This is a genomic window from Phyllobacterium sp. NPDC097923 (genome assembly GCF_044760925.1).
In the GTDB taxonomy this organism is placed as follows: domain Bacteria; phylum Pseudomonadota; class Alphaproteobacteria; order Rhizobiales; family Rhizobiaceae; genus Phyllobacterium; species Phyllobacterium calauticae.
Genome location: NZ_JBIWBL010000006.1, coordinates 79,235 through 102,098, shown reverse-complemented (window position 1 = coordinate 102,098; position 22,864 = coordinate 79,235). Strand labels below are relative to the sequence as shown.

The window sequence follows — 22,864 nt, the reverse complement described above, 5'->3', positions numbered from 1 at the left end:
GGCATGGACGCTCAAATATCTTTTCTCGACCGCCTGTTTTCGGCTGGTCTCCTTCTCGATACCGGCGTTGACGGTCTTTATGGACGCAGCGGCCGTTTCGAGGACGTTATTGCCGCGTTCGAGCGGCTGATTGACCGCACCGGCGGCAGCGATGGTGCGGAAGCCATCCGCTTCCCGCCCGGGATGAACCGCGCCATCTTCGAAAAAAGCGGCTACATGAAGAGTTTTCCGCAATTGGCCGGAACCATCCACAGTTTCTGCGGATGCGAGCTTGATCATGTCAATCTCATCCAGTGCATGGATGCCGGTAAGGACTGGACGAAGGAACAGGAAGCGACCGACATCGTGCTGACGCCGGCCGCCTGCTATCCGCTCTATCCCGTCGTGGCACAGCGCGGCGACCTGCCGGCCGATGGCGGGCTGTTCGACCTGCAATCCTATTGCTTCCGGCACGAACCGTCGAAAGACCCGGCGCGCCAGCAGATGTTCCGCATGCGTGAATATGTCCGCATGGGCAAGGCCGACGACGTGACGGAATTCCGCCAGCTCTGGATCGAGCGCGGCACGGACATCATGCAGCGGGTGGGTCTTCCCGTTCACATCGACGTTGCCAACGATCCGTTCTTTGGCCGCGCCGGGCGCATGCTGGTCAACAATCAGCGCGATCAGAACCTGAAATTCGAACTGCTTATCCCGATCACTTCAACCGAAAACCCGACCGCCTGCATGAGCTTCAACTATCATCAGGATCATTTCGGCACGAAATGGGGCATTCAATTCGCTGATGGCACGACTGCCCATACTGCCTGTGTCGGATTTGGCCTGGAGCGGATTGCGCTCGCCCTGTTCCACCACCATGGCCTCGATATCGAAGCCTGGCCGGAACAGGTTCGCCAGGAATTGTGGGGCTGACCGGCGGCATGCAAGCTGTTTTCCCCCATATCGATCCGCAGACCTACCGGCCGCATGCCCTGCATGCGCAGGACCGGATTTGGCCGGAGACCAACTGCTACGTTGATCTGTGGATCGAGGTTCTTGCCGCGCAGAACCTGCCGCCGGAAGCAATGCTGGGCTTCACCCTGAGCCAGGACTTTGAAGGTGACCAGTTCACGTTTTTCAAGGTGCCGCTGGAGGATCTGGAGACGCTTTATGGCATTCGCGTCGGCGAGCTTGCCATCTTTGACACGGTGGAAAGCCACGTGGCCGCGCAGATGACGCGGGGCCGCCTCACCCTCGTGGAAATGGACAGCTATTTCATGCCGGACACCCATGGAGTGGGCTACCGCAGCGAGCACGGCAAGACGACGGTCGCCATCAACCGCATGGATACACAAAAACGCAGCCTCGACTATTTCCACAATGGCGGCTTCTTCCGCCTGGACGGCGACGATTTTGACGGCCTGTTCCAACGTCATCTGACTGATGAAGACATGCCGTTCCTGCCCTATACGGAATTTGCAAAATTCCCCGACCAGCCAGCCGATGCCACATCCATACGCGCGAAATCCGCACATCTGCTGCCCGGCCATTTCGCCCGCCGGCCCGCGGCAAATCCCATTCGTGCGTTCATGGATGTGTTTCCGCGGCAAGCCGAGGCCGTGGCGGAACGGCCCTTTGCGTTCTTCCATAAATACGCCTTCAACACGATGCGCCAGCTCGGAGCGAACTTCGAACTCGCCGCCAGCCATCTCACATGGCTGCACCCGGATGGAGGCCTTGCGGCGGCAGCAAAGGATGCGATCCGCATTGCCGAGGTCGCCAAGGCGGCACAGTTCCAGCTTGCCCGTGCCGTCACGCGCAAGAAATTTGCCCCGCTGGGCGATGCGCTCCTTCCAGCCGCCGATGCATGGGACAGCATGATGGATATTCTGACTTCGGAACTCGGCCATCCCAAAGTGCACGCCGCTGCCGAAAGCCGCGTGGACGCCTGACGCGGATGGAGAGCGTGCCGGTGCCGATCAGTAGCGAGGGTGGTCAACTTCTCGGCGATGCGTGGCACCTCATCCTGACGGCATCGGGCGAGGCATCCGGACCGGATCAGTTGCGCCGCGAAGGCGCTTTGCCCAATGTCCCGGTACCCGGCACAGTGGCGGAAGCCCTGGAACAGGCCGGCCGGTTTGAACGTGGCGCTCCCTTTCCACTCAATCAACAGGACGCCTGGTATATCAGGGCATTCGGCAACGAACCGGCGGGAACGGCCATCCTCCGTTTCGAAGGGCTGGCGACAATCGCTGAAGTCTACTGGAACGGCAGCCGCATTCTGCAGTCCGGCAATATGTTCCTGTCGTCGGACGTTGCAGTCGAATTGACCGGCAGGGACGAGCTTGCCATATGTTTTCGCGCATTGGCGCCTCTTCTCAACCGGAAGGGGCCGCGCGCACGCTGGCGCACGCAACTGATGAACGAACAGGGCCTGCGTCTGCTGCGGACCACGCCTCTCGGCTACATGCCCGGCTGGTGTCCCGAAATTCATCCGGCAGGTCCATGGCGCCCGGTAAGGCTGTTGCGGCCGTGCTCCGAGCCGATCGCGGATATTGACATCCACAGCGCATTGACCGGCGGTGGCGACGGCGTTCTCCGCGTGAGCTTTGCCTGGTCTGGCCCGTTCGAACACCCCGTGGTGGAATGTGCTGGCTGCAGCATCGAAGCCGTTCTGAACGATGACGGACGCTGGCATGCGCGTCTTGATGTACCCGGTGTGACCCAGTGGTGGCCCCATACGCACGGTTCGCCCGTCCTGCATGACGTCGTGCTCCGTGCCGGGCATGAAACATATCGGCTGGGGCGCACCGGCTTCAGGAGCCTGGAAATCGACCGGGGTGGGGACGGCCAGGGCTTTGCCTTGATCGTCAACGGCAAGCGCATTTTCTGCCGAGGAGCCGTCTGGAGCTCCGCCGACATTGTCCGCCTGCCGGGCGAACGTGAGGACTACGCACCCTGGCTGCGCCTTGCCGCGGATGCCGGAATGAACATGATCCGCGTCAGCGGCATAACGGCCTATGAAAGCAATGATTTCTTCTATCTGTGCGACGAGCTCGGCATCCTGGTCTGGCAGGATTTCATGTTCGCCAATTTCGATTATCCGGTGAAGGATGCCGAATTCGCAGCGCAAGTCGATGCGGAAGCCCGGCAATTCCTCAAGCGAACGTGCGCGGCCCCATCCCTGGCGGTCCTGTGCGGCGGTAGCGAAATCTACCAGCAGGGCTCGATGCTGGGCTTGCCGGAAACCGTTTGGAAAGGGCCTCTGACCGAGGAAATCCTGCCATCCCTGTCACGCAGCCTGCGTCCCGACGTGCCGTACGTTGCCAATTCACCATGCGACGGTGCCCTGCCCTTCATCGCCAATGCCGGCGTCAGCCACTATTACGGTGTCAGCGCCTATTGCCGGCCGCTGGACGACGCGCGCCGCGCCAGTGTCCGCTTCGCCACGGAATGCCTGGCGTTTTCCAACGTTCCGGAAGCCCGCACATTGACGGCGCACCTGAACGTGCCTGCGGTCCACCATCCCCGCTGGAAAGCAAGGGTGCCCCGCGACAACGATGTATCCTGGGACTTCGAGGATGTGCGGGAGGCCTATCTCGCCATGCTGTACGGATTCGACCCGATGACACTGCGCCGCGAAGACATGCCGTCCTACCTGCACCTGTCCCGGGCGGTAACGGCCGAAGTGATGGAAGCCACCTTTGCCGAGTGGCGGCGGCCGGGAAGCAGCTGCTGGGGCGGGCTGGTCTGGATGCTGCAGGATCTTTTGCCGGGTGCAGGCTGGGGCGTCATCGACAGCGCGGGGGAACCGAAGGCCGTATGGTACGGCTTGAAACGTGCCTGGCGCCCCGTCAATCTCACCCTCACCGATGAGGGCGTCAATGGTCTTGCGCTTCACATCGTCAATGAACGGCCGCACGGGCTGGAAGCCAGCGTGGAGGTCACATCACTGCGCGCCGGGAAACAGCCGGTTGTATCAGGCCGCCGTGATCTGACGCTCGAACCCGGCCAATCATTGACGCTGGCAGCGACGGATCTGTTCGGTGCCTTCTTTGACACAACCTATGCCTATCGCTTTGGCCCGATTTCCCATGATGTGACCGTGGCCCGCCTGAAAGACACGCAGTCCGGCAGGGTTCTCGCCGAAGCTTTCCATTTTCCGCAGGGCCGGACGAAAGCCTTCCATGAGGCGGCGGTCGAAACCGCCCTTACCCTGGAGGGGAATGTCTGGTTCCTTGAGCTGACCACGCCCGTGCTCGCCCAGTCAGTCCATGTGGATATCGAGGGATACCGCCCCGATGACAACTGGTTTCATCTGGCACCTGGCGAGACCAAGAGGCTCGAATTGATCCCGCGGGACGGTACTTCGCTTTCAACCCGCCCAACCGGCGAGATCCGTATTGCCGGAAGTCCTCGCACCGTCTGGTTTGAGTGATCGTCAGCCCGGAAAACGCACCGCCATCCGTTCGAGCGCGTCAATATAGATATCGCGGGCGTGTTGCGGTGTGAGATTGTGATCCGCATCGGCGATCTTCTTGACCGACACATTGGGATACCCGGCAATCCTGCCTTCCCGCGCATCGAAGTAGTAGCCGAAATATTCAAGTCCGGGATCCCGGTAGCTGTAGAGCAGTTCAACGGGACTCTGCCTCTCCTTCAACGCGCCGAATGCCTTGTAGACGGCCCGGCCTTCTGTCGTCCGGCCGCGAAGCAGATGCCGCGCCCGTTTGGCAATGCGCCGGCCCATTCCTCCGGCAACGTTTCGGGCAATGCCGACAAAATCCAGTTCGCCGCGGACAAGACGTTTGAATGTCGAGGCGCGCAACAGCCGGCTGCCATATTCTTCCAGGGTTCGGCTGCCTTCACGCACGGCCTCATCGACCGAACGTCCCGGTTCCCAGTAAAAGGTAATGGGATTGACGAGGACCGCGCCGGACAGCCGCGGATCGGCAACGATGTTCTGAAATCCGAGATAAGCGCCGCTGCAGCGGCCCGCAGCGATGATCGCCGCGGTGCCGAGACTACCCAGGAAAGACAGCGCTTCGCCAACGTCGGCATTCTGCGCATCATGATAGAGCACTTGATCCGGAATACCCGGCACCGGCGGACTATCGGACGCATTGGCCGTATCAAACCGGAGCGAAGCGACGCCGCGCCGTGCCAGCGCGCGCGCTATGGTGACAATCGTGCGCCCCCAACCCGCATGCCTGTCATAAGCAGAGGTCAGAAACAGCACCGTTGCCCCGCGCCGTGTACCTTGCGGCTCGCACAGCACGCCATAGAGCCGGTCACCACGACCGAAACGCAGCGGGGTTTCCGCAAAACCATCGCCCTGCAACGTCCCGGCTTTCACGTCCCGAACGACAGGTGCACGGGCTTCGATGGGCGGGAAGCGTCCTGCAACACCGGCGGCCCAATCGACAATGCGGTCGGCAACGGCGAGCGGCAGCTGCGAGATGACAGGATTGGAAACCAATTTGTCATAGCTGGTGTAGTCCTCGGTCACCGTATCCATGCCGAGCTGGCTGAGATGCGCCGCGAACTCCCGGTCGGACGGTCGGTCCACCCGCGCCAAGACCAGACATTCCGCGGCAATCTTGCTGCCAAGTGTCATCAGGTTTGCCCGGCGCAATCCTTCCGCCACTTCGGTGGGCAGTTTCAACGAGGCAATCGACACGCCAGTTTTGTCGCGCTGGGCTTCCGGCAAGCCAAGGTCGGCGTCAACCATGCCGGACCAGATCGATAGTTCACGCGTATAGTGTCGGCCTGAAACAACCGGCGCCATGAACGCAATGGCTTCAAGCCCGTCAATCCGGCCCGCCGCATCGGCGGCGACAACGCAACCCAATCCCTGGCTCAGAACGATGATGCGCTGGCAGCCCGAGAGGTCCTTCAACAGCCCCGCCCCGGCCACAAGCGCGTCACTCCAGATCCCCAGCCCCCTTGAAAAGTCGCCATCATCCAGCGCGTCACCGGTTCCCGGCCAATCGAAGCGGAAGGACGGGATGCCCTTCTCAGCCAGTTTCTCCGCAATGATGCGCCAGAATTTGCGGGTGCACAGTTCTTCCAGCCCCCACGGGCTGGCGAAAAGCACCGCCATACTGCCCGGATGATCCGAATCAGCCCTTTGAAAAAGTCCAATCGTCTGATTGAAAACAACAGGCTGCGCCGCCGCCCGCCCCCCTATCCTTATTGCGTCCGCAAGTTCCCCGGACTGGATATGGATTTCCTTGTTCATGGTCCGCCTCGCCCCCGATGCTGAAGGAACTGATCTAGCAGAGGAACAGGGGCAATGGCCACCGGCCCTTTCCATCCCGGTTACCAAACGCATAAGAATTCGACCCGCTGCACGGGAGAGCCAACAGCCGTAGTGACAATCGGCCGGAGTCTCCATTAACATCACGCCGGATTACCTTGGGGCGGCCAATGGTTGAATCAGGTCGTTTTCCTGCTTCGCACCGGACGCCGCTGACCCGTATATTGACATCGCGGGAGAAAAGCATGGCCTCTTATAAATATGGAAAGTACCTGCTGAGATACGAGAGCGATCAGTTTGACAAAGAATTCGAACCCGGATCGATCCCCTACAATTCCGGAATATACCGCTGCAAAAACTGCGGTGAGGAGATAGCTGCAACAGAAGGCGTACCGCTGCCGGCTCAACACCGGCACTCGAATAACCTGCCAATCGTCTGGCAATTGCTCGTCTATGCAGCTCCCAGAGACTGAATATCCGGACATTACAAGCGCTGCTGGCGTTCCCGTTACGTCGTCGCCCGCGGGCAGCAGAGGCCTTTCACAACAATGGGTGTTCCACAGCCAAGCGGCCCGGATTTGCAAATTGGAAGCCTAAGCGCTTTTCAATTTCGCCGAATGCGGCCATAGTTGCTGCGTTCGAATTGGAGGATTAAATGAAAAAAATTCTGATCACGGCAACAATACTCTTTGCTGCTCTTGGGTCAGCGGCACAGGCTGACGGAACTCTGGACAAGATCAAGTCCTCTGGCACCATCACGCAGGGTGTCCGGGAGTCATCCGGATTGGCCTATACGCTCGGCAACGGCGTCTACACCGGCTATCACTACGATGTTTGCCAGAATATCATTGCGGACATCAAGAAGAAGCTTGGGCTTGAAAAGCTGGACATCCGGTATCAGCCCGTTACATCGCAGAACCGTGTGCCCCTGGTCCAGAACGGCACCGTTGATCTCGAATGCGGCTCAACAACGAACAACACCGCACGCGCAAAGGACGTTGCATTTGCCGATACCGTGTATGTCGAGGAAGTGAAAATTGCGGTCCGCGCCAACTCCAACATCAGCAAGCTGGAAGATCTGAACGGCAAGAACGTGGCGACCACGACCGGCACCACTTCTGTTCAGACCTTGCGCAAAAACAAGCGCGGCAAAGACATTACCTTCAACGAGGTCTACGGCAAGGATCACGCCGACAGCTTCCTGCTCCTGCAGAGCGGCCGCGCCGATGCGTTCGTGATGGACGCCTCGATCCTCGCGGCCAATATTGCCCGGGCACAAAAGCCGAGCGATTTCAAGGTTCTGCCGGAAGTCCTGTCCGTTGAACCGATCGCCATCATGATCCGCAAGGACGACCCCGAGTTCAAGAAGGCGGTCGATGAAAGCATCGTGGAACAGATCAAGGCGGGCACCATCGCCAAGCTCTACGACAAGTGGTTCATGCAGCCCATTCCGCCGAACAATGTTTCGCTGAACATGCCGGCCTCGGAAGCAACAAAGGAAGCCTGGGCCAATCCGAACGACAAGCCGACCGAGGACTACAAGCAACCCGGTCAATAGGTTTGAGCTTACCAGGGCCGGGAAACGTGCAGTACCGGCCCTGTTGATGCAACACGTGCGGGTGGGCGAGATATGATGGCGTATTGGCAGAACGTATGGGATCGCTGGCAGTTTCTTTGGGATGACCGGGGTGACGGCGTCACCTACTTTCAATGGATGCTGTCGGCTTGGGGCTACACGGTGGCTGTGGCCGCCACCTCGCTCGTAATCGCTCTGGTGTTCGGCATCGTCATTGGCACGTTGCGCACGCTGTCGGGACACCGGGTCATCTCCGCCTTCGCGGCGGGATGGGTTGAACTTTTCCGCAATATTCCCATCCTCGTCCAGCTCTTCATCTGGTTCTTCGTGATTTCCGAACTCGTTCCGGGCATGCGGAGCGTGCCGGGCTTCGTTTTGGCCTGCTGTGCGCTCGGCTTCTTCACCTCCGCCCGTATCGCCGAACAGATACGCGCCGGTATCCAGGCTTTGCCGACAGGCCAGCGCAACGCCGCCTATGCTGTCGGCTTCACCCAGTTCCAGACCTACCGCTATGTGATCCTGCCGCAGACCTTCCGCATCATCATCCCGCCGCTGACCAGCGAAGCGATGAATATTGTCAAGAACTCGTCGGTCGCCTTTGCGGTATCGATTCCCGAACTGATCAGCTTCGCCATGCAGACACAGGAAGAGACGTCGCGCGGGGTCGAGGTCTATCTGGCAGCCACGGTGCTCTATGCGGTAACCGCGCTGGTGGTCAACCGGGTCATGGCCTTCATGGAACGGCGGATGCGCATACCCGGCCTGACGGTCCAGACGCAGGGAGCGCACTGATGGCTACGCTCGACTTTTCATTCTATACATGGGCCAATATCAGCAATTATCTGCTCAGCGGCCTCTATTTCAGCGTCTCGCTTACGATCGCTGCCACCATTGGCGGCATTGCCCTCGGCACCGTCATTGCCCTGATGCGCCTGTCCAACGTCAAGCCGCTGGAATATATCGCCACGTGGTATGTCAATGTGTTTCGCAGCGTGCCGCTGGTGATGGTGATCCTCTGGTTTTTCCTGCTGGTGCCATCCGGCTTTTACGACCTGTTCCCGGGTGGAAGCGGCCAGAAATACCGGGCCGAGATTTGCGCCCTGATTACCTTCATTGTCTTTGAAGCCGCCTTCTTCAGCGAGATCGTGCGCGCCGGCATCCAATCCCTGCCGCGCGGCCAGACGAATGCGGGGCAGGCTCTCGGCATGACCTATGCGCAGAACATGCGCTACATCATCCTGCCCCAGGCGATCCGCAACATGCTGCCGGTCTTCCTGACCCAGACCATCGTGCTGTTCCAGGATACCTCGCTGGTCTATGCCATCGGCGCCTACGACATCCTCAAGGGTTTCGAAATCATGGGCAATACGTTCGGCCGGCGGATCGAAACCTATCTCCTCGCTGCCGTGGTCTATTTTATCATCTCCTTTTTCTTGTCCATGCTCGTCAAGAAACTGAACCAGAAAATCCGCATCGTGCGCTGAACTGAAGGACGCAATCACAATGATCGAAATGAAAAGCGTTTCCAAATGGTATGGCACGACTCAGGTCCTCAACGACTGCTCGGTCAAGATCAACAAGGGAGAAGTTGTCGTCGTTTGCGGGCCGTCCGGCTCAGGCAAATCCACCCTGATCAAGACCATCAACGCGCTTGAACCGATCCAGAAGGGTGAAATCTGGATCGACGGCGTCGCCGTTCACGACAAGGCCACCGACCTGCCGAAATTGAGAAGCCGCGTCGGGATGGTCTTCCAGCACTTCGAACTGTTTCCGCATCTTTCGGTCACCGACAACCTCATCATTGCCCAGATAAAGGTGCTTGGCCGCCGGCGCGACGAGGCCAAGAAACGCGGCCTGCAAATGCTGGAGCGTGTCGGCCTCATCGATCATCAGCACAAATTCCCCGGCCAGCTCTCCGGCGGCCAGCAGCAGCGTGTGGCTATCGCCCGCGCGCTCTCCATGGATCCGATCATCATGCTCTTCGACGAGCCGACATCGGCGCTTGATCCGGAGATGGTGGGCGAGGTGCTGGATGTCATGGTCGGTCTCGCCTCGGAAGGCATGACCATGATGGTCGTGACCCACGAAATGGGTTTTGCCCGGAAAGTCTCCAACCGCGTCATTTTCATGGATGTCGGCGGACGCATTCTCGAGGATACGACCAAGGACGAGTTCTTCGGCAAGATCGAGGACCGCCAGCCGCGCACGCGCGAGTTTCTTAACAAGATTCTGCAGTATTGAGGTAGCGGCAGGGGCGACCGTCCCCGCTTTGTTCAGGCCATCACTGGGTGCCGACCGGGCGTGGCGGATAGATGGCCTGCACCTGTGTGGACCTGGGCGTGCCGGATATCGCACCTGTCGTCATACCCGACGTGCCGGGGTGGGTTTTTCCGGCAATCAGCATATCTTCGTGCACCCAGCCAATCATGTCGGTGGCGGGAATCACGATATGATGCCATTTGCCGGTTTTGCCATAGGAGCGCATTTCGCGTCCTTTTTCCACGGTGCCCGCCGGTTCGGATTTATCCCACGCATTGCGCCGCAAGGTCAGCCTTTCGCGCGCATACACCACCGATGGCGTCATGTTGGGCATGTTGATCCCGCGTGGCAGGTGAATGCCCGTCCTCTCCGCAGGACCAACGGCCAAGGCCGGCCGCTGCAATGGTTGCGGCTGCTGCAATGCTGCCCGCTGCAGCGGCGTGGGCACCACGGGATTCGGCTGTGCGCCGACGGGAACGGAGGGGCGCGGGATCGGAGCATTGAAAGCGGTAGCCGGAATGTTCTCCTGACGCGGCGCGGCTTTCACTGTCTGTTTCACATCTGCGTCTGGCTTTGCGGCGGCTGATCGACTGGTCTGTGCCGCTGGACGCTCGAACCATCCGGCGAAGGCTTTGAGCGGGCCTTTGTGCTGCGTTGCCGACCATACGCTCAATGCGCCAACGCCGACAATCACGGCAAGAGCCAGGAATATACCCATCGAGGACCCGCTCGATGCCGAGCGCGAGGATGATCGCTTCGGCGAACGTGACGGTGAACGGGTGCTGCGCTTTTTCTTGGCCATATGAATCCTGCCCTCTTCGGCCCAGTTGCGGTCGGGCCAGATCAACATCGGGTTTGACAACGTTCCTGAGCGTCGAATCGCGATGTCACCCAGCCTGACAGGGCTTCCTTGGTATTTCGTTACCGGGCAGCAAGGACATGGTGCATCAGCAGCTTGAGGGACGCGGTGGCTGGCGTCGCGGACGATTTTCATCCCGTTATGCCGAGCCCGATACTCTGCCGAACACGTTCCCTAAAGCCCGAGATTTCCGATATGGCTTCAGACCTGTGTACATTGCACACAGATACGTGTACAAAGCACACATGACCATGGACCGGATCTTTGCGGCGGCCAAAGCCGTACTCGAACAGGACGGAATCGCGGGACTCACCATCCGAAAGGTGGCGCAGAGCGCGCAGATGTCGACGATGGCGATGTACCGCCACTTCGCCGACAAGAACGCTCTGCTGAACGCTTTGATGGCGGACGGACTTCGAGCCTGGGAAGAGCGCGCGCGCGCCATTGGCACATCCGATCCGATGGAATGGCTGGAGGAGCTCGGCGAAGCTTACTTGGACTTCGCCATCACGGAACCCCACCGGTTCGACGCCGCGTTCTTCCTGCCCGCTCCCGAGGCGCGCCGCTTTCCAGACGACTTTGCGGCCGGTCGCTCGCCCGTGTTGACCATGGCCATGAAGCGCATCGAAGAGGCGCAGGCAGAGGGACGCATCGGGGACACGCCCGCGCTCGAAATCGCCTTGGCGCTCGCCGCGCTCGGTCAAGGTCTCGTCTCGATGCATCGCGCTAACCGCTTTTCGAGCGAGACGCAGTTCAAAGCGCTCTACCGCACGGCCCTTCACCAATGCCTCGCTTCATTCCAATCTGCTCGGAGAACAAGATGATCGCCGTCCTCGCTGCGCTGCTGAGCGGCGCGATGTTCTACCTGTCACAGGGCTTCGACGACGTATGGATGCTGGCTTGGTTCGCACCGGTGCCGCTCCTGTGGCTGGCCTACGGAAAGCAACCGATGTGGCAGGTCATGGTCGCGAGCGCGGCCGCGATCCTGGCAAGCGGCGGCTACATACTGCAACTGCCTTACATACCGCCGCTCTTCATAATCGTGCCGGTGCTGCTGCTTTACGTTGGCATGTTTTGCGCCGCTGTCTGGTTCGCGCGCTTTGTACACCTCTGGGCGCATCCGTTCGCCACACTCTTCGCGTTTCCAACATGGTGGACGGCGTTCGAACTCCTGAGCCAGCTTCCATCGCCGAACGGCACCTACGGCTCGTTTGCCTACAGCACGATGTCAGCGCCCATCCTTATCCAGAGTGCTTCGCTCTTGGGAATGTATGCCGTCACATTCCTCATTTGCCTCTTCGCCAACACCATTGCCTTGGCGCTGCGCGCCAGGCGGGAGGCCATCGCCGCCATCACTCTGGGCGTTGCTATCTGCGCGGCGAACTTGGCGTTCGGGTTCGTGCGTCTGGCCCAGCCTCAGCCGTCCACCGTCCGGGTGGCAGGCATCGTGGATGAATCCATTGTAGCGAACGCCTGGCGCGCGCATGCTTTGCCGGAGGATCTTGCGGTGACGACAGCCTACGCACAGGAAATCCGTGAAGCGGCTCGCCAGGGCGCCCGTTTCATCGTGACGTCGGAAGGCGGCATGGCATCGATCCCTGAGGCGCAGTCGGCCATCATCGCGCCGCTTGCGTCCGCGTCCAGGGAAACAGGAGTACGGATCATTGCCGGCTTCCATTCTGACCACCCGCCAGCCGACTTCGCGCTTGCATTCGACCCCACGGGACCGACGCAGCGCTATGACAAGCGGCATCCCGTGCCAGGGCTTGAAGAGCGCTACGTGCCCGGTCACGCCTCCGGGACCCTGGCCGACGGATTCGCGATGGAGATCTGCAAAGACATGGATTTCCCCAGCACCATTCGCTCCGATGCCGTGAACGGAGCCCGGCTGGCAGGTGTGCCGGCGGGCGACTTCGGCATCGACGGCTGGCAGCATGCACGAATGGCCATCATGCGCGGCGTCGAGAATGGATTTTCCATGATGCGTCCCGCGCACCATGGTCTGGTGATCGCCAGCGATGCGCAAGGCCGTGTCATCGCGATGAAGGAGGATGCGCCGACGGGCCTGACCATGGTGGTCACGGACCTTCCGCTTGGCCCCGGGCCGACGCTTTACACGCGGATCGGCGATCTCTTCGCATGGCTGTGCCTCGCTTCAACACTTTCGATCGCCATTCTCTCGATGTTGAAACGTCGGCGCGCGGTCACCGCTGCCCCTGCGCAGTCCTAATGCCGCCACCGGCTGCGCAAGGTTCGGATATCGAACGGACGCTTAAACTTGCTGGTCCGCGATGATCAGGCAGCGGCCACAGTTAAAAAAGAATCGTCATGCGTGTCTCCCCTAAGTAGCAATTGCGGAGACAGACCATTATGCCAAGCTCAATCCTGGATGACCGGAAATCTCGGGTTTTAAGGAATGGGCTCGGGATAAGCACTAGATCTGCGCTTCGATGGCTGCCTTGTCTATCACCGACCATACCAGGCTGATCTTTCCGTCTCGAAACTGGTAGAATACATTTTCGCTGAAGGACACTTTCCTCCCATTGATGGGAAGGCCAAAGAAACTCCCTTTTGGCGTCACGTTAAACAGGAGGCGGGCAGCAATATAGGATTGGTCGGAAATCAGCAGATCAATATTGAAATACAGATCCGGAATTTCCACAAAGTCGTTCTCCAGCAGCCCTCGGTACCCTGTCAACCCGATCAGCTTTCCGTTGTAGCGCACGTCCTCCTGAACGAACTTTCCGAGGTTCGGCCAATCCTGCGTATTCAAGCAGGAAATATAGGCCTTGTAGATTTCCGCGAGGTTAGTCTCAGTCATGATAACGGCTCCTTGGCTGCCCGTGAGGTTCAGGACGAGGCGAATACGTGCATCGGTCACCACATTAAGACTCCACCTGCTGCGGCAACTTTCTCATCATACCGATGATCATCGGCTTATTCTGTAAAGCAACTGGACAAATCGCGATAATTTCAATCTATTAGACTGAAGATCCAAATTGAATCAGTGTTATTGCAGGGGGATTGAGCAATGAACATGAGAAGCTTTCTCACACTACTTGTTTTTTGTTCCACGATAATATTCTCGGCAGGCTCTGCTCTTGCTGATGTCGCCTATACAACTGGGAATGTTAATCTTCGCACCGGTCCGGCAACACATTACACCCGCGTTGGTACTCTGGCTGCGGGAATACGCGTGAATGTTCTGGCTTGCCAGTCAAACTGGTGCCGGATCGGACGGCAGGGCATCCGGGGATGGGTGTCAGCCAACTATCTCGATCGCGTGGCCGTTCACAGGCCTGCCATTGTGGTTCGGCCGACGATTGTTGTGCGGCCTCCCTATTATCATGGCCACCGCCCGCCGCCGCGGCCCCACCGCCCTCGCCCGAATTGCAAGATCGCGCCAGGATTCTCTTGCCGGTGAAATCTCGCCATTGTTCCTTCAACCGCACGGTTGGAGGAACGGCGCCATGCATTAATTTGCCCTGATCCGATCAGTGTCGGCATTTGCGATGCTCCCGACGGACCGGTGTCCGTGTGCGGGTTGTACGGCAATACCTGCCAATCCGTCTACAATCATCCAAATGCCATTAACCGTAAATCGCCTTGCGGGTCAGTAACATTAAAATAAATCATTTTCATTCCGCAGATTAGCGTGTAGAAACGCATTCTTATTTCTGAGATTTCGCATCTATCAATACCAATCTCAACTTGAATACAACTGATCCTTCCCTGAGTGTTGTTATGAGTAGGTACGCGTCGATGAAATTCATTAGCCGGAATATTCTCGGACTAGCTCTGCTCTTATCTTCCAGCCTCTTTCTTCATGCAAATGCCGTGGCTGAACCAAGCATTTGCATCCGGCTTCGCCAGCAGCTCAAACTGCCAATCCGGGACGAACCGCAGGTCAATAGAGCTGTCCAAGAGCAAGCGATGAAGCTGCAGCAAGCACGCGCACGCGCCAATCAGGCGGGTTGCGGCAACACGCTCTTTTCCAGAGGAGACCCGAAGCAATGCGCGCGTTTTCAACAGAATGTTGAAAGCCTTGCGGCAGAGCTTGAGAGGCGCAAGCGTGCGGAAACCCGTTCCAAAGGCTCCCCTTCCTCCAAAGCGCACATTCTTGCGGCACTGAAAGCAAATGGGTGCGCTGAAGAGCGGCGGCAGGGGCTGCTCGAGGCGCTTTTCGGCAATTCAGCGTCCGAACCGGAAGTAACGAAAGTCGCAACGCTTCCCAGGCAGGCGATCGAACGGAAACGGCCGCGGCAACCGACGCCAACCCCTGATGCATCCAGTACGAAACTCTATCGAACACTCTGTGTGCGAACGTGCGATGGGTATTATTTTCCGATCTCTTTCGCCGTCCAGACCAAATACTTCGATCGCGACCAGAATACCTGCAGTGAAATGTGTCCCGCGTCGGCGGTAAAATTGTATTCCCACGCCATACCGGAGCAGTCTTCCGAGGATATGATCTCCGTCGAAACAAAGATTCCCTATAAGGACCTGCCCACCGCGTTCAACTATCGTCTTACCGGCGCTCCGCCCGTGGCCAATTGCACGTGCCACAATGCGCAACAATCATTAAAAACATCGGTCAGTGCGGTGGCCCCCGCAGGTCAAGGAGCTTCAACAGCCCTTGGTCCTGAATTGCCAATCGCGCAACGTCCTTCCGAGGTGGAGACATCTGCGGACGCGGACGTGGCACCCAAAAGCAGCGGCAACCCCTTTGGCAGCGTCTTGGCAGAACCCGCCCAGGAGAATGATCGGCGAAATGTACGCATCGTCGGTTCGGCATATCTTCCCGATGAAGAACGGAAAATTGATTTTAAGGCGCCGCGGCCAGCCGAGCCGCTTTTTACGCAAGACCCCGATCGAGCAAACAGGTTCACATTCGGCATGGCCATCGAAACAGTTGCGACCGATATACTGAAGCGGCTTGGAGACTAAGAATTGGCACTCGAAGTGCCTTAGCAATTGACCTCCGATTCAAACCAGCGCCGCCACATACTGCGCAATGGGCAGGCAGGACGTCAGCCCCGGGCTTTCAATACCAAACAGATTGACCAGTCCTTTTACACCGTGCGACGACGGGCCCTCGATAAGGAAATCTGTCACCGTTTCGCCCGCAACACTCAGTTTTGGCCTGATGCCGCAATAGGCAGGCTGGAGAACCCCATCGGGCAACGCGGGCCAATATGTCCGTATTGCCTGATAGAAACGCTCGGCCCGCGCCGGATCGACCGAATAGTCAATGGTATCCACCCACTCGACATCCGGACCAAACCGCATGCTGCCTCCCAGATCGAGCGTCAGGTGGATACCCAGGCCTCCGGGCTCGGGCACTGGATAAATCAGGTGCTGAAACGGCGCGGCACCCGGCACCGAGAAATAGTTTCCCTTTGCATATCGGCGCTCCGGCACATGATGCTTCGGTAATGCCGCAATTTTCGTTGCCAGTTCAGGCGCGTTGAGCCCGCAGGCATTGATAAACACATCCGTGCGAAACTCATACGGCCGGTCAGTTTCCGTCTCGATGGTGTGAACGACAAATCCATCGCTGTCAGCGTCCACGGACACCACCTTGGTATGGAATGCGATCATTGCATCGTGGGCCTGCGCATCTCCAAGCAGCGCCAGCATCAGATCATGGCAATCAACGATTCCGGTAGACTGAGACATAATCGCGGCCGTGCAGTTCAATTCCGGCTCGACGCGACGGGCTTGCGCTCCGGAAAGGAATTGCAGGTCGCCCGCACCGCACCTGCGGGCGCGCCCGGCAATTTCGGTCAGAGTCTCAACCTGCTGGTTATCAGTCGCAACAATCAGTTTGCCGCAGCGCTTATGCGCCACGCCGTATGCATTCGCAAACCGGTAGAGCGCGGCGTTACCTTCCACACAGAACTGCGCCTTCAAACTGGCTTCGGGGTAATAGAGGCCGGCGTGAATGACACCGGAGTTGCGGGAACTTATTCCACTCCCCACCGCACCGCTCTCTTCGGCGATGAGCGTTTCAATGCCTTGTCTTGCAAATTCCCGCGCGATGGCAATCCCGATAACGCCACCGCCCGCAACAACGCAGCCTATGCGATCCACTCTTCACCCCATCGTAGATTCATGATGTCAGTTTTTTCTCCAGACTCTGGAGCGTCTCTATAATCTTGCTGCCGACCCGCTCATAGCTGGGATAGTGCAAAAGGTGTTCTTTGTCCCAGTCAGCCGGCGAGAGATCATTGGCACCATCCTGCGGCGCAAAATTCTTCAGCTCATTGAGAAACTCCTGAACCGAGCGCGCCGTTGGCGGGGTTCCCGTCGCCGCATACAGAAAAAGGGCACGAAGCCAGAACTGGATCGCCATCATTTCTGTCCGTATCTGCTCGTCCTCGATCATGGAAATCCTGGCTCACACGCAACGCCCTGAGAACCATTTCTTTACCACTTTTGTGAGCCGGATTGGTAATTGGTCTGACGGATATCAGGTACATCCTTAAGCGTTCGGCCGAACTGTGAAGACAATAAAATCGATGATCTGCCGATATCTTTCAATGGACACGGCAGGGCCAATTGTCACCATTCGATTCCTGCCCGCGTCGTATTGAGGACGCAGGTACGTCGAACGGCTTAGCCGCCTTTCAACTGAATAGACAGCTTAAACCGGCTTCTACAAAGCGCTAGAGTTAAGGTTGCCTGCGTGCCGCCATGACGTAAAAGTCCGGCTGGCAAACAAGCGCTCGAAAAACGGTCGACAATCACAAGAGAGGTCAGAGGGTGAGCGCTGTACGCCGGGCATTTTTCATGGCGATACTGGAACAGTATTCGCAAGTGATCGTCAGCGTGGCGATGATCACGGTCCTGTCGCGCATGTTGAGCAGCAGCGAGATCGGGATAGCCGTCATCGGCTTGGGAATTGGCACGATTGCGCTGACCGTCAGGGAGTTCGTCACGTCAGAATACCTTATTCAGCGCGACACACTCACACGCGAGGACATAAGAACCAGCTTCACGCTGACCTTCGGCTTCTCCACCGTCATAGGCTGCGCCCTGTTTTTCTCGGCCCCGTTCCTTTCCCGATTTTACGCCGCGCCTGAACTGCTCGCATTCATCAAAATACTGGCCTTTGCAGGTGTTGTCGACGCCGCTGTCTGTCCGATCATCGCCCTGTTGCGCCGGGATCTGACCTTTGGTGCCGTAACCCGCATCAACGCCATCGGAAGCATAACCAATGCTGTTGCGACAATCGCATTTGTTGCCTTGCATTTTGGCTTCATGAGCTTTGCCTGGGGAACACTCGCCTCGGCTATCGTACGGATGCTTCTCGCTTTTCACACCAGACCAATCTTCTGGATGCTGACCCCCTGCCTGAAGAGCTGGCGGGCGGCTTTCGCTTTCGGCTCCTACAAAGGTGCATCGACGCTCCTTGATCGATCGTATGAGGCACTTCCCCAGCTCGTCCTGGGCCGGATCATGCCGCTCACGGCGGTTGGCCTCTACAATCGTGCAAATCTCGTTTGCGGCTTACCCGACAAGATCCTGCTCTCGGCGATATTTTCCGTCGCCTTTCCCGCATTTGCATCGGAAGTCAGAGCGGAACGCGACGTCAAAGCCGCATATCTGCGCATCATAAGCTACATCACGGCCCTGTACTGGCCAGCAACCCTGGCAATGGCCATTCTAGCCTATCCGATTGTTCGCATCGCACTGGGCCCCCAATGGTCCGAGACAGCACCTCTTGTCCAGATTTTTGCGCTGGCCGCGCTCTTCTGGTTTCCCAATATCCTGACCTTTCCCGTTCTCGTCGCAATGGGCGCAAATAGACAGGCATTTGAAGCCAATTTCATTGGCCGGGGACTGTCGATGCTCGTGATCTGCGCAGCCAGCTTTTTCGGGCTCTACGCCCTGGCACTGAGCCAGTTCATAGTCCTGCCCTTTCAGATGTACCTTTCGCTGGTCTATGTCCGCCGACAGGTTCCCTTTGCGTGGGACGAACTGTTTCACGTTTTATACCGAAGCGGCCTCGTGACGATATGGGCCATTGCAGGTCCGCTGCTCGTTCTCGCGGCAAACCGTTTTCAGTTCGACCTGTCGATTGCCCAAGCCTGCATTGCGGGTCTGTTCTCGGCGATAGGATGGTTGGCAGCTCTGGCTTACTTCAAGCATCCTTTCCTCGACGAAGTGGAAAACATTGCAAGAATCGCAATGCCGACATTGCTGGCAAGGATAAACGCCGCGGCCGTCAAATGAGCGGCCCCGTGCTTCGGCTCAAGGATTGGATTTTCGACGATGAAATCCATTGACGTGGTCATACCGAATTACAATTACGCCCACTATCTGAAAAACTGCGTCGACAGCGTGCGCAACCAACCTGCCGAGAGGCTGCGCATTCTGATCATCGACAATGCCTCTACCGACGACAGCGCGGCCGTTGCCAGGATGCTGGCCAGTGCCGATCCCAGAATAGAACTGATGCTGCGCCCCAAAAACCTCGGTGCACACGCGTCATTCAATGACGGTATCGATTGGGCACAATCGGATTATTTTCTGATCCTTTGTTCCGACGATTACCTGGCACCGGGAGCTCTTGCCCGGGCAATGGCCTTCATGGAGGACAATCGCGATGTTCATCTGGTGCATGGCAAGACCCATTTTCGCGCAAACAATACGGAAAGCGATGGGCTGCCGGACAATCCAATGCCTTCGGACTGGTCAAAGCAGGACGGCATGTCCTTTCTGAAATCCCTCTGTCAGAGCGGAAGGAATTTTGTGAGCGGCCCCACGGCGATCGTACGTACGGCAATCCAGAAGAAAGTCGGGTATTACAAGCCCTCCCTGATCCACACAGATGATCTTGAGATGTGGCTGCGTTTTGCCCTTCACGGTGCAGTGGGCCGAACGGAAAACATCCAGGCGGTCGCAAGGGTTCATGATTTCAATCAATCCGCGACCGTTCGCACCCTGGAGCAGTGGAGCATTGAATTCGAAGCAGCGTTCCAGTCATTCTTCGAAAATGACGGGGCAATCCTGACGGATGCTGATGTACTTTTACGGCAGGCGCGCAATGCACTGAGTGAAAGGGCCTACTGGTCGGCAGTCGCGCAATTGTGCCGGGGTGAACCGGGGGCTATGGCGTTGATGCGTCATGCCATCAAGCTCCGGCCGTCCACAGCCTGGCTGCCGCCTCTCCGCTACCTCTTGCGCAGATCAGATGCCTCGGCATTGATTGGCCGCAGCGTCAAGGCTCTTGGGCGGCGACTTGGTACATCCACGGCACCAGACGGCAAGCTATGATGACATGACAGGCTGCTCAGTGAAAAGCGGGCCGATAACCCTCTCTTCCAGCAGTTTTTCCTGAATGGAAAGCTGCCGTTGAACGCGCGCATTCACTCTGGCCAGTTCCAGATGCACCTCATTGAGGTTGGCAAGCATGCGCCGCGTCTGATCTTTCAGGATCTCGACATCGAAGGTTTCAATGTGCTGGCATGCGCGCTGATCATATTGTGCCAGCAGTTCATCATTCTTTTGGGCATATCCGAGCGAGATCGTGGGGCGCGCGAGCTTCAAGGCGCAGACAACATTGTGATAACGCGTCACAACCACAATATCGGTCTTGCCTATCTCCCGCATCAGATCGTGGAGAGTAGCACCATGCTCCACGGTTACGCGTTCTTCGGGCTTGTCATGGATAGGAACCGAGACTCTTTCGACAATGTCACCCACCGCCCGCCAGTCCCGCTCATCGCCGGTCAACAAGCGGACATTGTGCCCCTCGTCGAGCAGCCATTGGATGAAGGAGGCCAACTTGCCGATGTAAGAGCGGTAGATTGCTTCACCAAACACCGCATCCTTTGACCATCCGCGGTAGTCCATAACGCCTACGCCGACGGTTACGGGACTGTCGTATTTGGGAGGCGAGGAAGGTGGGACCGGAAGCCGAAATGCGATATCGGGGAATAGGCCATCACGCTCGACGGAAAGGCCCATCCTTTTCATATAGGCCAAGGAATAAGCGTCCCGATAGGATCGGTACTGCGCCATTCTGGCCGCCGAGCGCAGAAACCAGCGGCTGAGGGGGTGCTCGATCGGACCTGCACCAATGCTGACAAAAGCAATGTCTGCCCCACGCAACCGGGCTGCCAGGCACCAGCGGAAGAGCACAAACGGCCAACCAAAGGGCGTCTCCTGAAAATCATCCAGGATACCGGTGCCGGGGATGATCAACAGATCCACCCCGCTCAAGCTTGCAAACAGCATATAGATACTGGCGATACGGCGCGGGATGTCAGCAAGAAACGCGTTCATTCGAATGAACCACTGGTCTTGCAGAACCAGACCGCTGATCCCGATCGATTTGATCTTGTATTCCTTCTCGACCAGTTCCGGGTTGGAACAGATGCACATGAGTTCGGCTTCAGACGGCAATGAGCGCAGGAAATTCACCATCGCTTCAAGTGAACCGTCGTTCCCGGTATTACCGCTGCCAAACTGCCCCAGTAAGCATATTTTCATCCACGCATCCTCAGCGTCGCGCGCGATCAATGGGATATCTTGCCGACGGAAGTTTGCTGCCGCTGCCGGGCAAAAAACACATGGTCTTTGGAACACCGCACCCAGCCTAATGAGCAAGGGGCTTCCCCCAAAGGGTTATAGGCCTCACCCGCCGCGACACATTCAATTCCCGCGTCTCCCGGTTCATGCTGTTTTCCGGATGAAGCCGAAAAACCCAAGGACAGGACTTCATGAAGTTCGCTTATTTCGTCCGCCCCCATATTGGTGGCACATACACGGTGTTCAGACAGCTGCGCGCCGCGCTGGCTGAAAAGGGAATTGACGTCCGTTGGCTGGGGATGGCCACCTACGGTACTCCTTATGATGCCCAATGGCGTCCTGAGTTCTCTTACGGTTCCCTGGTGGAAACGCCCAACGGAGCAAGTGAACGGGATCAGGCCGAGGCCCTTGTGGAAGCCCTGGAAGAGGGCGAATTTGACGGAATATTCATCAACGTCCTCAGCGATCGAATTCAAACGAATATTGCGCGTTATCTACCCGACAAATTCCTGCGCATCATGATCGTACACAACATCACTGCCGGGACTTACAGCGCGGCAAACGCGATCAAGAACCACGTGCATGCGACCGTCGGCGTTTCCGATCGCATTCGTAGTGACCTGATCAGGAAACTGGGCTTTCCCGCAGACCGAACCTTCGCGATTCCTCATGCCGCGACGGCACCAACCATGCGGCAATTCCAGAGGGAACCCAACCCCGCCGACACATTGCGGGTCATTTTCCTTGGCCGTATCGAGGACGCGTCGAAAGGGGTGTTCTGGTTGCCGGAAATTTTCGCGCATTTGCCGCAGTCCATTCATCTGACTGTTGCCGGCAATGGGCCTGATCTAGAAAGCTTGAAGGCAAAGATGGCAACCCGCCAACGGCAGGCCACCTTTCTCGGCGCGGTTCATCCCGAAGCTGTTTTCGATCTTCTGCTTCGGCATGACGTACTCGTCATGCCCTCGCGTTTCGAAGGATTTGGGCTGACCATAACCGAAGCAATGTCAGCCGGCTGCATACCGGTTGTTTCGCGTATCCGGGGAGTGACCGACACCATCGTCGATGATGGCACCAACGGCTTCCTCTTCACCATCGGAAACGTCAGGGAGGCAGCTCAGATCATCGGCCAGATCCATTCCAGCCGGGAAACCGCGCAATGGATGTCTGACGCGGCACGACACAAGGCCAATAGCACATTCACCATCGGGAATATGGCTGAACGGTATGGCGACGTTATCCGGCACGTCACGACGCACAGACCTGCCATCGCACCACCGCTCAAAATGCGGGATTGGTCCCTGCCGAAAGGCTTGCGCTCGGGTTTGCGAACATTTGTGCCACGCCCGGTGAAGAATTGGCTGCGCATGATGCGGGAGCGCATTTGAAGAGT

The 22,864-nt window shown here is 58.1% G+C and carries 21 protein-coding genes; 15 read left to right on the top strand and 6 right to left on the bottom strand.

Annotated features, from left to right (window positions below):
- Positions 1 to 3 precede the first annotated feature (3 nt).
- The 3 genes from ACIQWS_RS22320 to ACIQWS_RS22310 are packed head-to-tail and all read left to right on the top strand — an operon-like array spanning position 4 to position 4,417.
- A complete protein-coding gene (locus ACIQWS_RS22320; RefSeq protein ID WP_403184426.1) occupies positions 4 to 912 on the top strand; it encodes an amino acid--[acyl-carrier-protein] ligase in 909 nt (302 codons plus the stop codon).
- An 8-nt stretch (positions 913 to 920) separates the two neighbouring features.
- On the top strand, positions 921 to 1,931 hold the full coding sequence (locus tag ACIQWS_RS22315; protein WP_403184424.1) for a DUF1839 family protein: 1,011 nt from the start codon (positions 921 to 923) through the stop codon (positions 1,929 to 1,931).
- 14 nt (positions 1,932 to 1,945) lie between these two features.
- Entirely contained in the window at positions 1,946 to 4,417 is a 2,472-nt protein-coding gene (locus ACIQWS_RS22310; protein ID WP_403184422.1) for a glycosyl hydrolase 2 galactose-binding domain-containing protein, read from the top strand.
- A gap of 3 nt (positions 4,418 to 4,420) precedes the next feature.
- Here ACIQWS_RS22310 and ACIQWS_RS22305 read toward each other — a convergent pair whose 3' ends face one another.
- Positions 4,421 to 6,082 (bottom strand): alpha/beta hydrolase, encoded by a 1,662-nt coding sequence (locus tag ACIQWS_RS22305; protein WP_403184420.1) that lies wholly within the window; start codon positions 6,080 to 6,082, stop codon positions 4,421 to 4,423.
- Positions 6,083 to 6,483: 401 nt separating this feature from the next.
- On the opposite strand from ACIQWS_RS22305, the gene ACIQWS_RS22300 reads away from it, so the two are divergent.
- From ACIQWS_RS22300 to ACIQWS_RS22280, 5 genes are all read left to right on the top strand, one after another.
- The gene (locus tag ACIQWS_RS22300; protein WP_403184417.1) at positions 6,484 to 6,711 is read left to right on the top strand and encodes a hypothetical protein; all 228 of its coding nucleotides are present in this window, start codon (positions 6,484 to 6,486) and stop codon (positions 6,709 to 6,711) included.
- Positions 6,712 to 6,893: 182 nt separating this feature from the next.
- Positions 6,894 to 7,796 carry an amino acid ABC transporter substrate-binding protein gene (locus ACIQWS_RS22295; RefSeq protein ID WP_403184415.1) on the top strand — a complete coding sequence of 301 codons (903 nt, stop codon included), beginning with the start codon at positions 6,894 to 6,896 and terminating at the stop codon, positions 7,794 to 7,796.
- A gap of 75 nt (positions 7,797 to 7,871) precedes the next feature.
- Positions 7,872 to 8,606 carry an amino acid ABC transporter permease gene (locus tag ACIQWS_RS22290; protein ID WP_403184414.1) on the top strand — a complete coding sequence of 245 codons (735 nt, stop codon included), beginning with the start codon at positions 7,872 to 7,874 and terminating at the stop codon, positions 8,604 to 8,606.
- Positions 8,606 to 9,298: an amino acid ABC transporter permease gene (locus ACIQWS_RS22285; protein WP_403184411.1), complete on the top strand. Its 693-nt coding sequence runs from the start codon at positions 8,606 to 8,608 to the stop codon at positions 9,296 to 9,298. The genes ACIQWS_RS22290 and ACIQWS_RS22285 overlap by 1 nt, the downstream gene beginning before the upstream one ends.
- A gap of 19 nt (positions 9,299 to 9,317) precedes the next feature.
- The gene (locus tag ACIQWS_RS22280) at positions 9,318 to 10,055 is read left to right on the top strand and encodes an amino acid ABC transporter ATP-binding protein (protein WP_223615276.1); all 738 of its coding nucleotides are present in this window, start codon (positions 9,318 to 9,320) and stop codon (positions 10,053 to 10,055) included.
- A 40-nt stretch (positions 10,056 to 10,095) separates the two neighbouring features.
- Here the strand turns inward: ACIQWS_RS22280 and ACIQWS_RS22275 are convergent, their stop codons facing one another.
- Positions 10,096 to 10,923: a hypothetical protein gene (locus ACIQWS_RS22275; RefSeq protein ID WP_403184409.1), complete on the bottom strand. Its 828-nt coding sequence runs from the start codon at positions 10,921 to 10,923 to the stop codon at positions 10,096 to 10,098.
- Positions 10,924 to 11,177: 254 nt separating this feature from the next.
- On the opposite strand from ACIQWS_RS22275, the gene ACIQWS_RS22270 reads away from it, so the two are divergent.
- Positions 11,178 to 11,756, top strand: a complete 579-nt coding sequence (locus ACIQWS_RS22270; RefSeq protein WP_403184407.1) for a TetR/AcrR family transcriptional regulator — start codon at positions 11,178 to 11,180, stop codon at positions 11,754 to 11,756.
- A complete protein-coding gene (locus ACIQWS_RS22265; protein WP_403184405.1) occupies positions 11,753 to 13,162 on the top strand; it encodes an apolipoprotein N-acyltransferase in 1,410 nt (469 codons plus the stop codon). The genes ACIQWS_RS22270 and ACIQWS_RS22265 overlap by 4 nt, the downstream gene beginning before the upstream one ends.
- Positions 13,163 to 13,366: 204 nt before the next feature.
- Here the strand turns inward: ACIQWS_RS22265 and ACIQWS_RS22260 are convergent, their stop codons facing one another.
- Positions 13,367 to 13,753: an ester cyclase gene (locus ACIQWS_RS22260; RefSeq protein WP_403184576.1), complete on the bottom strand. Its 387-nt coding sequence runs from the start codon at positions 13,751 to 13,753 to the stop codon at positions 13,367 to 13,369.
- 210 nt (positions 13,754 to 13,963) lie between these two features.
- Between ACIQWS_RS22260 and ACIQWS_RS22255 the strand changes: the two genes are divergently transcribed.
- Together ACIQWS_RS22255 and ACIQWS_RS22250 are read left to right on the top strand one after the other, a co-directional pair.
- The gene (locus tag ACIQWS_RS22255) at positions 13,964 to 14,356 is read left to right on the top strand and encodes an SH3 domain-containing protein (protein WP_403184403.1); all 393 of its coding nucleotides are present in this window, start codon (positions 13,964 to 13,966) and stop codon (positions 14,354 to 14,356) included.
- 338 nt (positions 14,357 to 14,694) lie between these two features.
- Positions 14,695 to 15,879 carry a DUF2865 domain-containing protein gene (locus ACIQWS_RS22250; protein ID WP_403184401.1) on the top strand — a complete coding sequence of 395 codons (1,185 nt, stop codon included), beginning with the start codon at positions 14,695 to 14,697 and terminating at the stop codon, positions 15,877 to 15,879.
- Positions 15,880 to 15,918: 39 nt separating this feature from the next.
- On the opposite strand, the gene ACIQWS_RS22245 is transcribed toward ACIQWS_RS22250, so the two are convergent.
- Both ACIQWS_RS22245 and ACIQWS_RS22240 read right to left on the bottom strand, forming a co-directional pair.
- Positions 15,919 to 17,025 carry an NAD(P)/FAD-dependent oxidoreductase gene (locus ACIQWS_RS22245; RefSeq protein ID WP_403184399.1) on the bottom strand — a complete coding sequence of 369 codons (1,107 nt, stop codon included), beginning with the start codon at positions 17,023 to 17,025 and terminating at the stop codon, positions 15,919 to 15,921.
- A 19-nt stretch (positions 17,026 to 17,044) separates the two neighbouring features.
- Positions 17,045 to 17,320, bottom strand: coding sequence for a hypothetical protein (locus ACIQWS_RS22240; RefSeq protein WP_105735295.1), 276 nt, complete (start codon positions 17,318 to 17,320; stop codon positions 17,045 to 17,047).
- A gap of 377 nt (positions 17,321 to 17,697) precedes the next feature.
- Here ACIQWS_RS22240 and ACIQWS_RS22235 point away from each other — a divergent pair, with 377 nt between their 5' ends.
- Positions 17,698 to 19,170 carry an oligosaccharide flippase family protein gene (locus ACIQWS_RS22235; protein WP_403184397.1) on the top strand — a complete coding sequence of 491 codons (1,473 nt, stop codon included), beginning with the start codon at positions 17,698 to 17,700 and terminating at the stop codon, positions 19,168 to 19,170.
- 39 nt (positions 19,171 to 19,209) lie between these two features.
- Positions 19,210 to 20,214, top strand: coding sequence for a glycosyltransferase family 2 protein (locus ACIQWS_RS22230; protein ID WP_403184395.1), 1,005 nt, complete (start codon positions 19,210 to 19,212; stop codon positions 20,212 to 20,214).
- Here the strand turns inward: ACIQWS_RS22230 and ACIQWS_RS22225 are convergent.
- Positions 20,209 to 21,462: a polysaccharide pyruvyl transferase family protein gene (locus ACIQWS_RS22225; protein ID WP_403184393.1), complete on the bottom strand. Its 1,254-nt coding sequence runs from the start codon at positions 21,460 to 21,462 to the stop codon at positions 20,209 to 20,211. The two genes, ACIQWS_RS22230 and ACIQWS_RS22225, sit on opposite strands and share 6 nt — an antisense overlap.
- 200 nt (positions 21,463 to 21,662) lie before the next feature.
- Between ACIQWS_RS22225 and ACIQWS_RS22220 the strand changes: the two genes are divergently transcribed.
- Positions 21,663 to 22,859, top strand: coding sequence for a glycosyltransferase family 4 protein (locus tag ACIQWS_RS22220; protein ID WP_403184391.1), 1,197 nt, complete (start codon positions 21,663 to 21,665; stop codon positions 22,857 to 22,859).
- The last annotated feature ends 5 nt before the right edge of the window (positions 22,860 to 22,864 follow it).

What these genes read in the sequence shown, in the direction of transcription:
- ACIQWS_RS22320 (WP_403184426.1), top strand. Translation starts at nt 4, where the DNA reads ATGGACGCTCAAATATCTTTTCTCGACCGCCTGTTTTCGGCTGGTCTC.
- ACIQWS_RS22315 (WP_403184424.1), top strand. Translation starts at nt 921, where the DNA reads ATGCAAGCTGTTTTCCCCCATATCGATCCGCAGACCTACCGGCCGCAT.
- ACIQWS_RS22305 (WP_403184420.1), bottom strand. Translation starts at nt 6,082, where the DNA reads ATGGCGGTGCTTTTCGCCAGCCCGTGGGGGCTGGAAGAACTGTGCACC.
- ACIQWS_RS22300 (WP_403184417.1), top strand. Translation starts at nt 6,484, where the DNA reads ATGGCCTCTTATAAATATGGAAAGTACCTGCTGAGATACGAGAGCGAT.
- ACIQWS_RS22295 (WP_403184415.1), top strand. Translation starts at nt 6,894, where the DNA reads ATGAAAAAAATTCTGATCACGGCAACAATACTCTTTGCTGCTCTTGGG.
- ACIQWS_RS22290 (WP_403184414.1), top strand. Translation starts at nt 7,872, where the DNA reads ATGGCGTATTGGCAGAACGTATGGGATCGCTGGCAGTTTCTTTGGGAT.
- ACIQWS_RS22285 (WP_403184411.1), top strand. Translation starts at nt 8,606, where the DNA reads ATGGCTACGCTCGACTTTTCATTCTATACATGGGCCAATATCAGCAAT.
- ACIQWS_RS22280 (WP_223615276.1), top strand. Translation starts at nt 9,318, where the DNA reads ATGATCGAAATGAAAAGCGTTTCCAAATGGTATGGCACGACTCAGGTC.
- ACIQWS_RS22275 (WP_403184409.1), bottom strand. Translation starts at nt 10,923, where the DNA reads ATGTTGATCTGGCCCGACCGCAACTGGGCCGAAGAGGGCAGGATTCAT.
- ACIQWS_RS22270 (WP_403184407.1), top strand. Translation starts at nt 11,178, where the DNA reads ATGACCATGGACCGGATCTTTGCGGCGGCCAAAGCCGTACTCGAACAG.
- ACIQWS_RS22265 (WP_403184405.1), top strand. Translation starts at nt 11,753, where the DNA reads ATGATCGCCGTCCTCGCTGCGCTGCTGAGCGGCGCGATGTTCTACCTG.
- ACIQWS_RS22260 (WP_403184576.1), bottom strand. Translation starts at nt 13,753, where the DNA reads ATGACTGAGACTAACCTCGCGGAAATCTACAAGGCCTATATTTCCTGC.
- ACIQWS_RS22255 (WP_403184403.1), top strand. Translation starts at nt 13,964, where the DNA reads ATGAACATGAGAAGCTTTCTCACACTACTTGTTTTTTGTTCCACGATA.
- ACIQWS_RS22250 (WP_403184401.1), top strand. Translation starts at nt 14,695, where the DNA reads ATGAAATTCATTAGCCGGAATATTCTCGGACTAGCTCTGCTCTTATCT.
- ACIQWS_RS22240 (WP_105735295.1), bottom strand. Translation starts at nt 17,320, where the DNA reads ATGATCGAGGACGAGCAGATACGGACAGAAATGATGGCGATCCAGTTC.
- ACIQWS_RS22230 (WP_403184395.1), top strand. Translation starts at nt 19,210, where the DNA reads ATGAAATCCATTGACGTGGTCATACCGAATTACAATTACGCCCACTAT.
- ACIQWS_RS22220 (WP_403184391.1), top strand. Translation starts at nt 21,663, where the DNA reads ATGAAGTTCGCTTATTTCGTCCGCCCCCATATTGGTGGCACATACACG.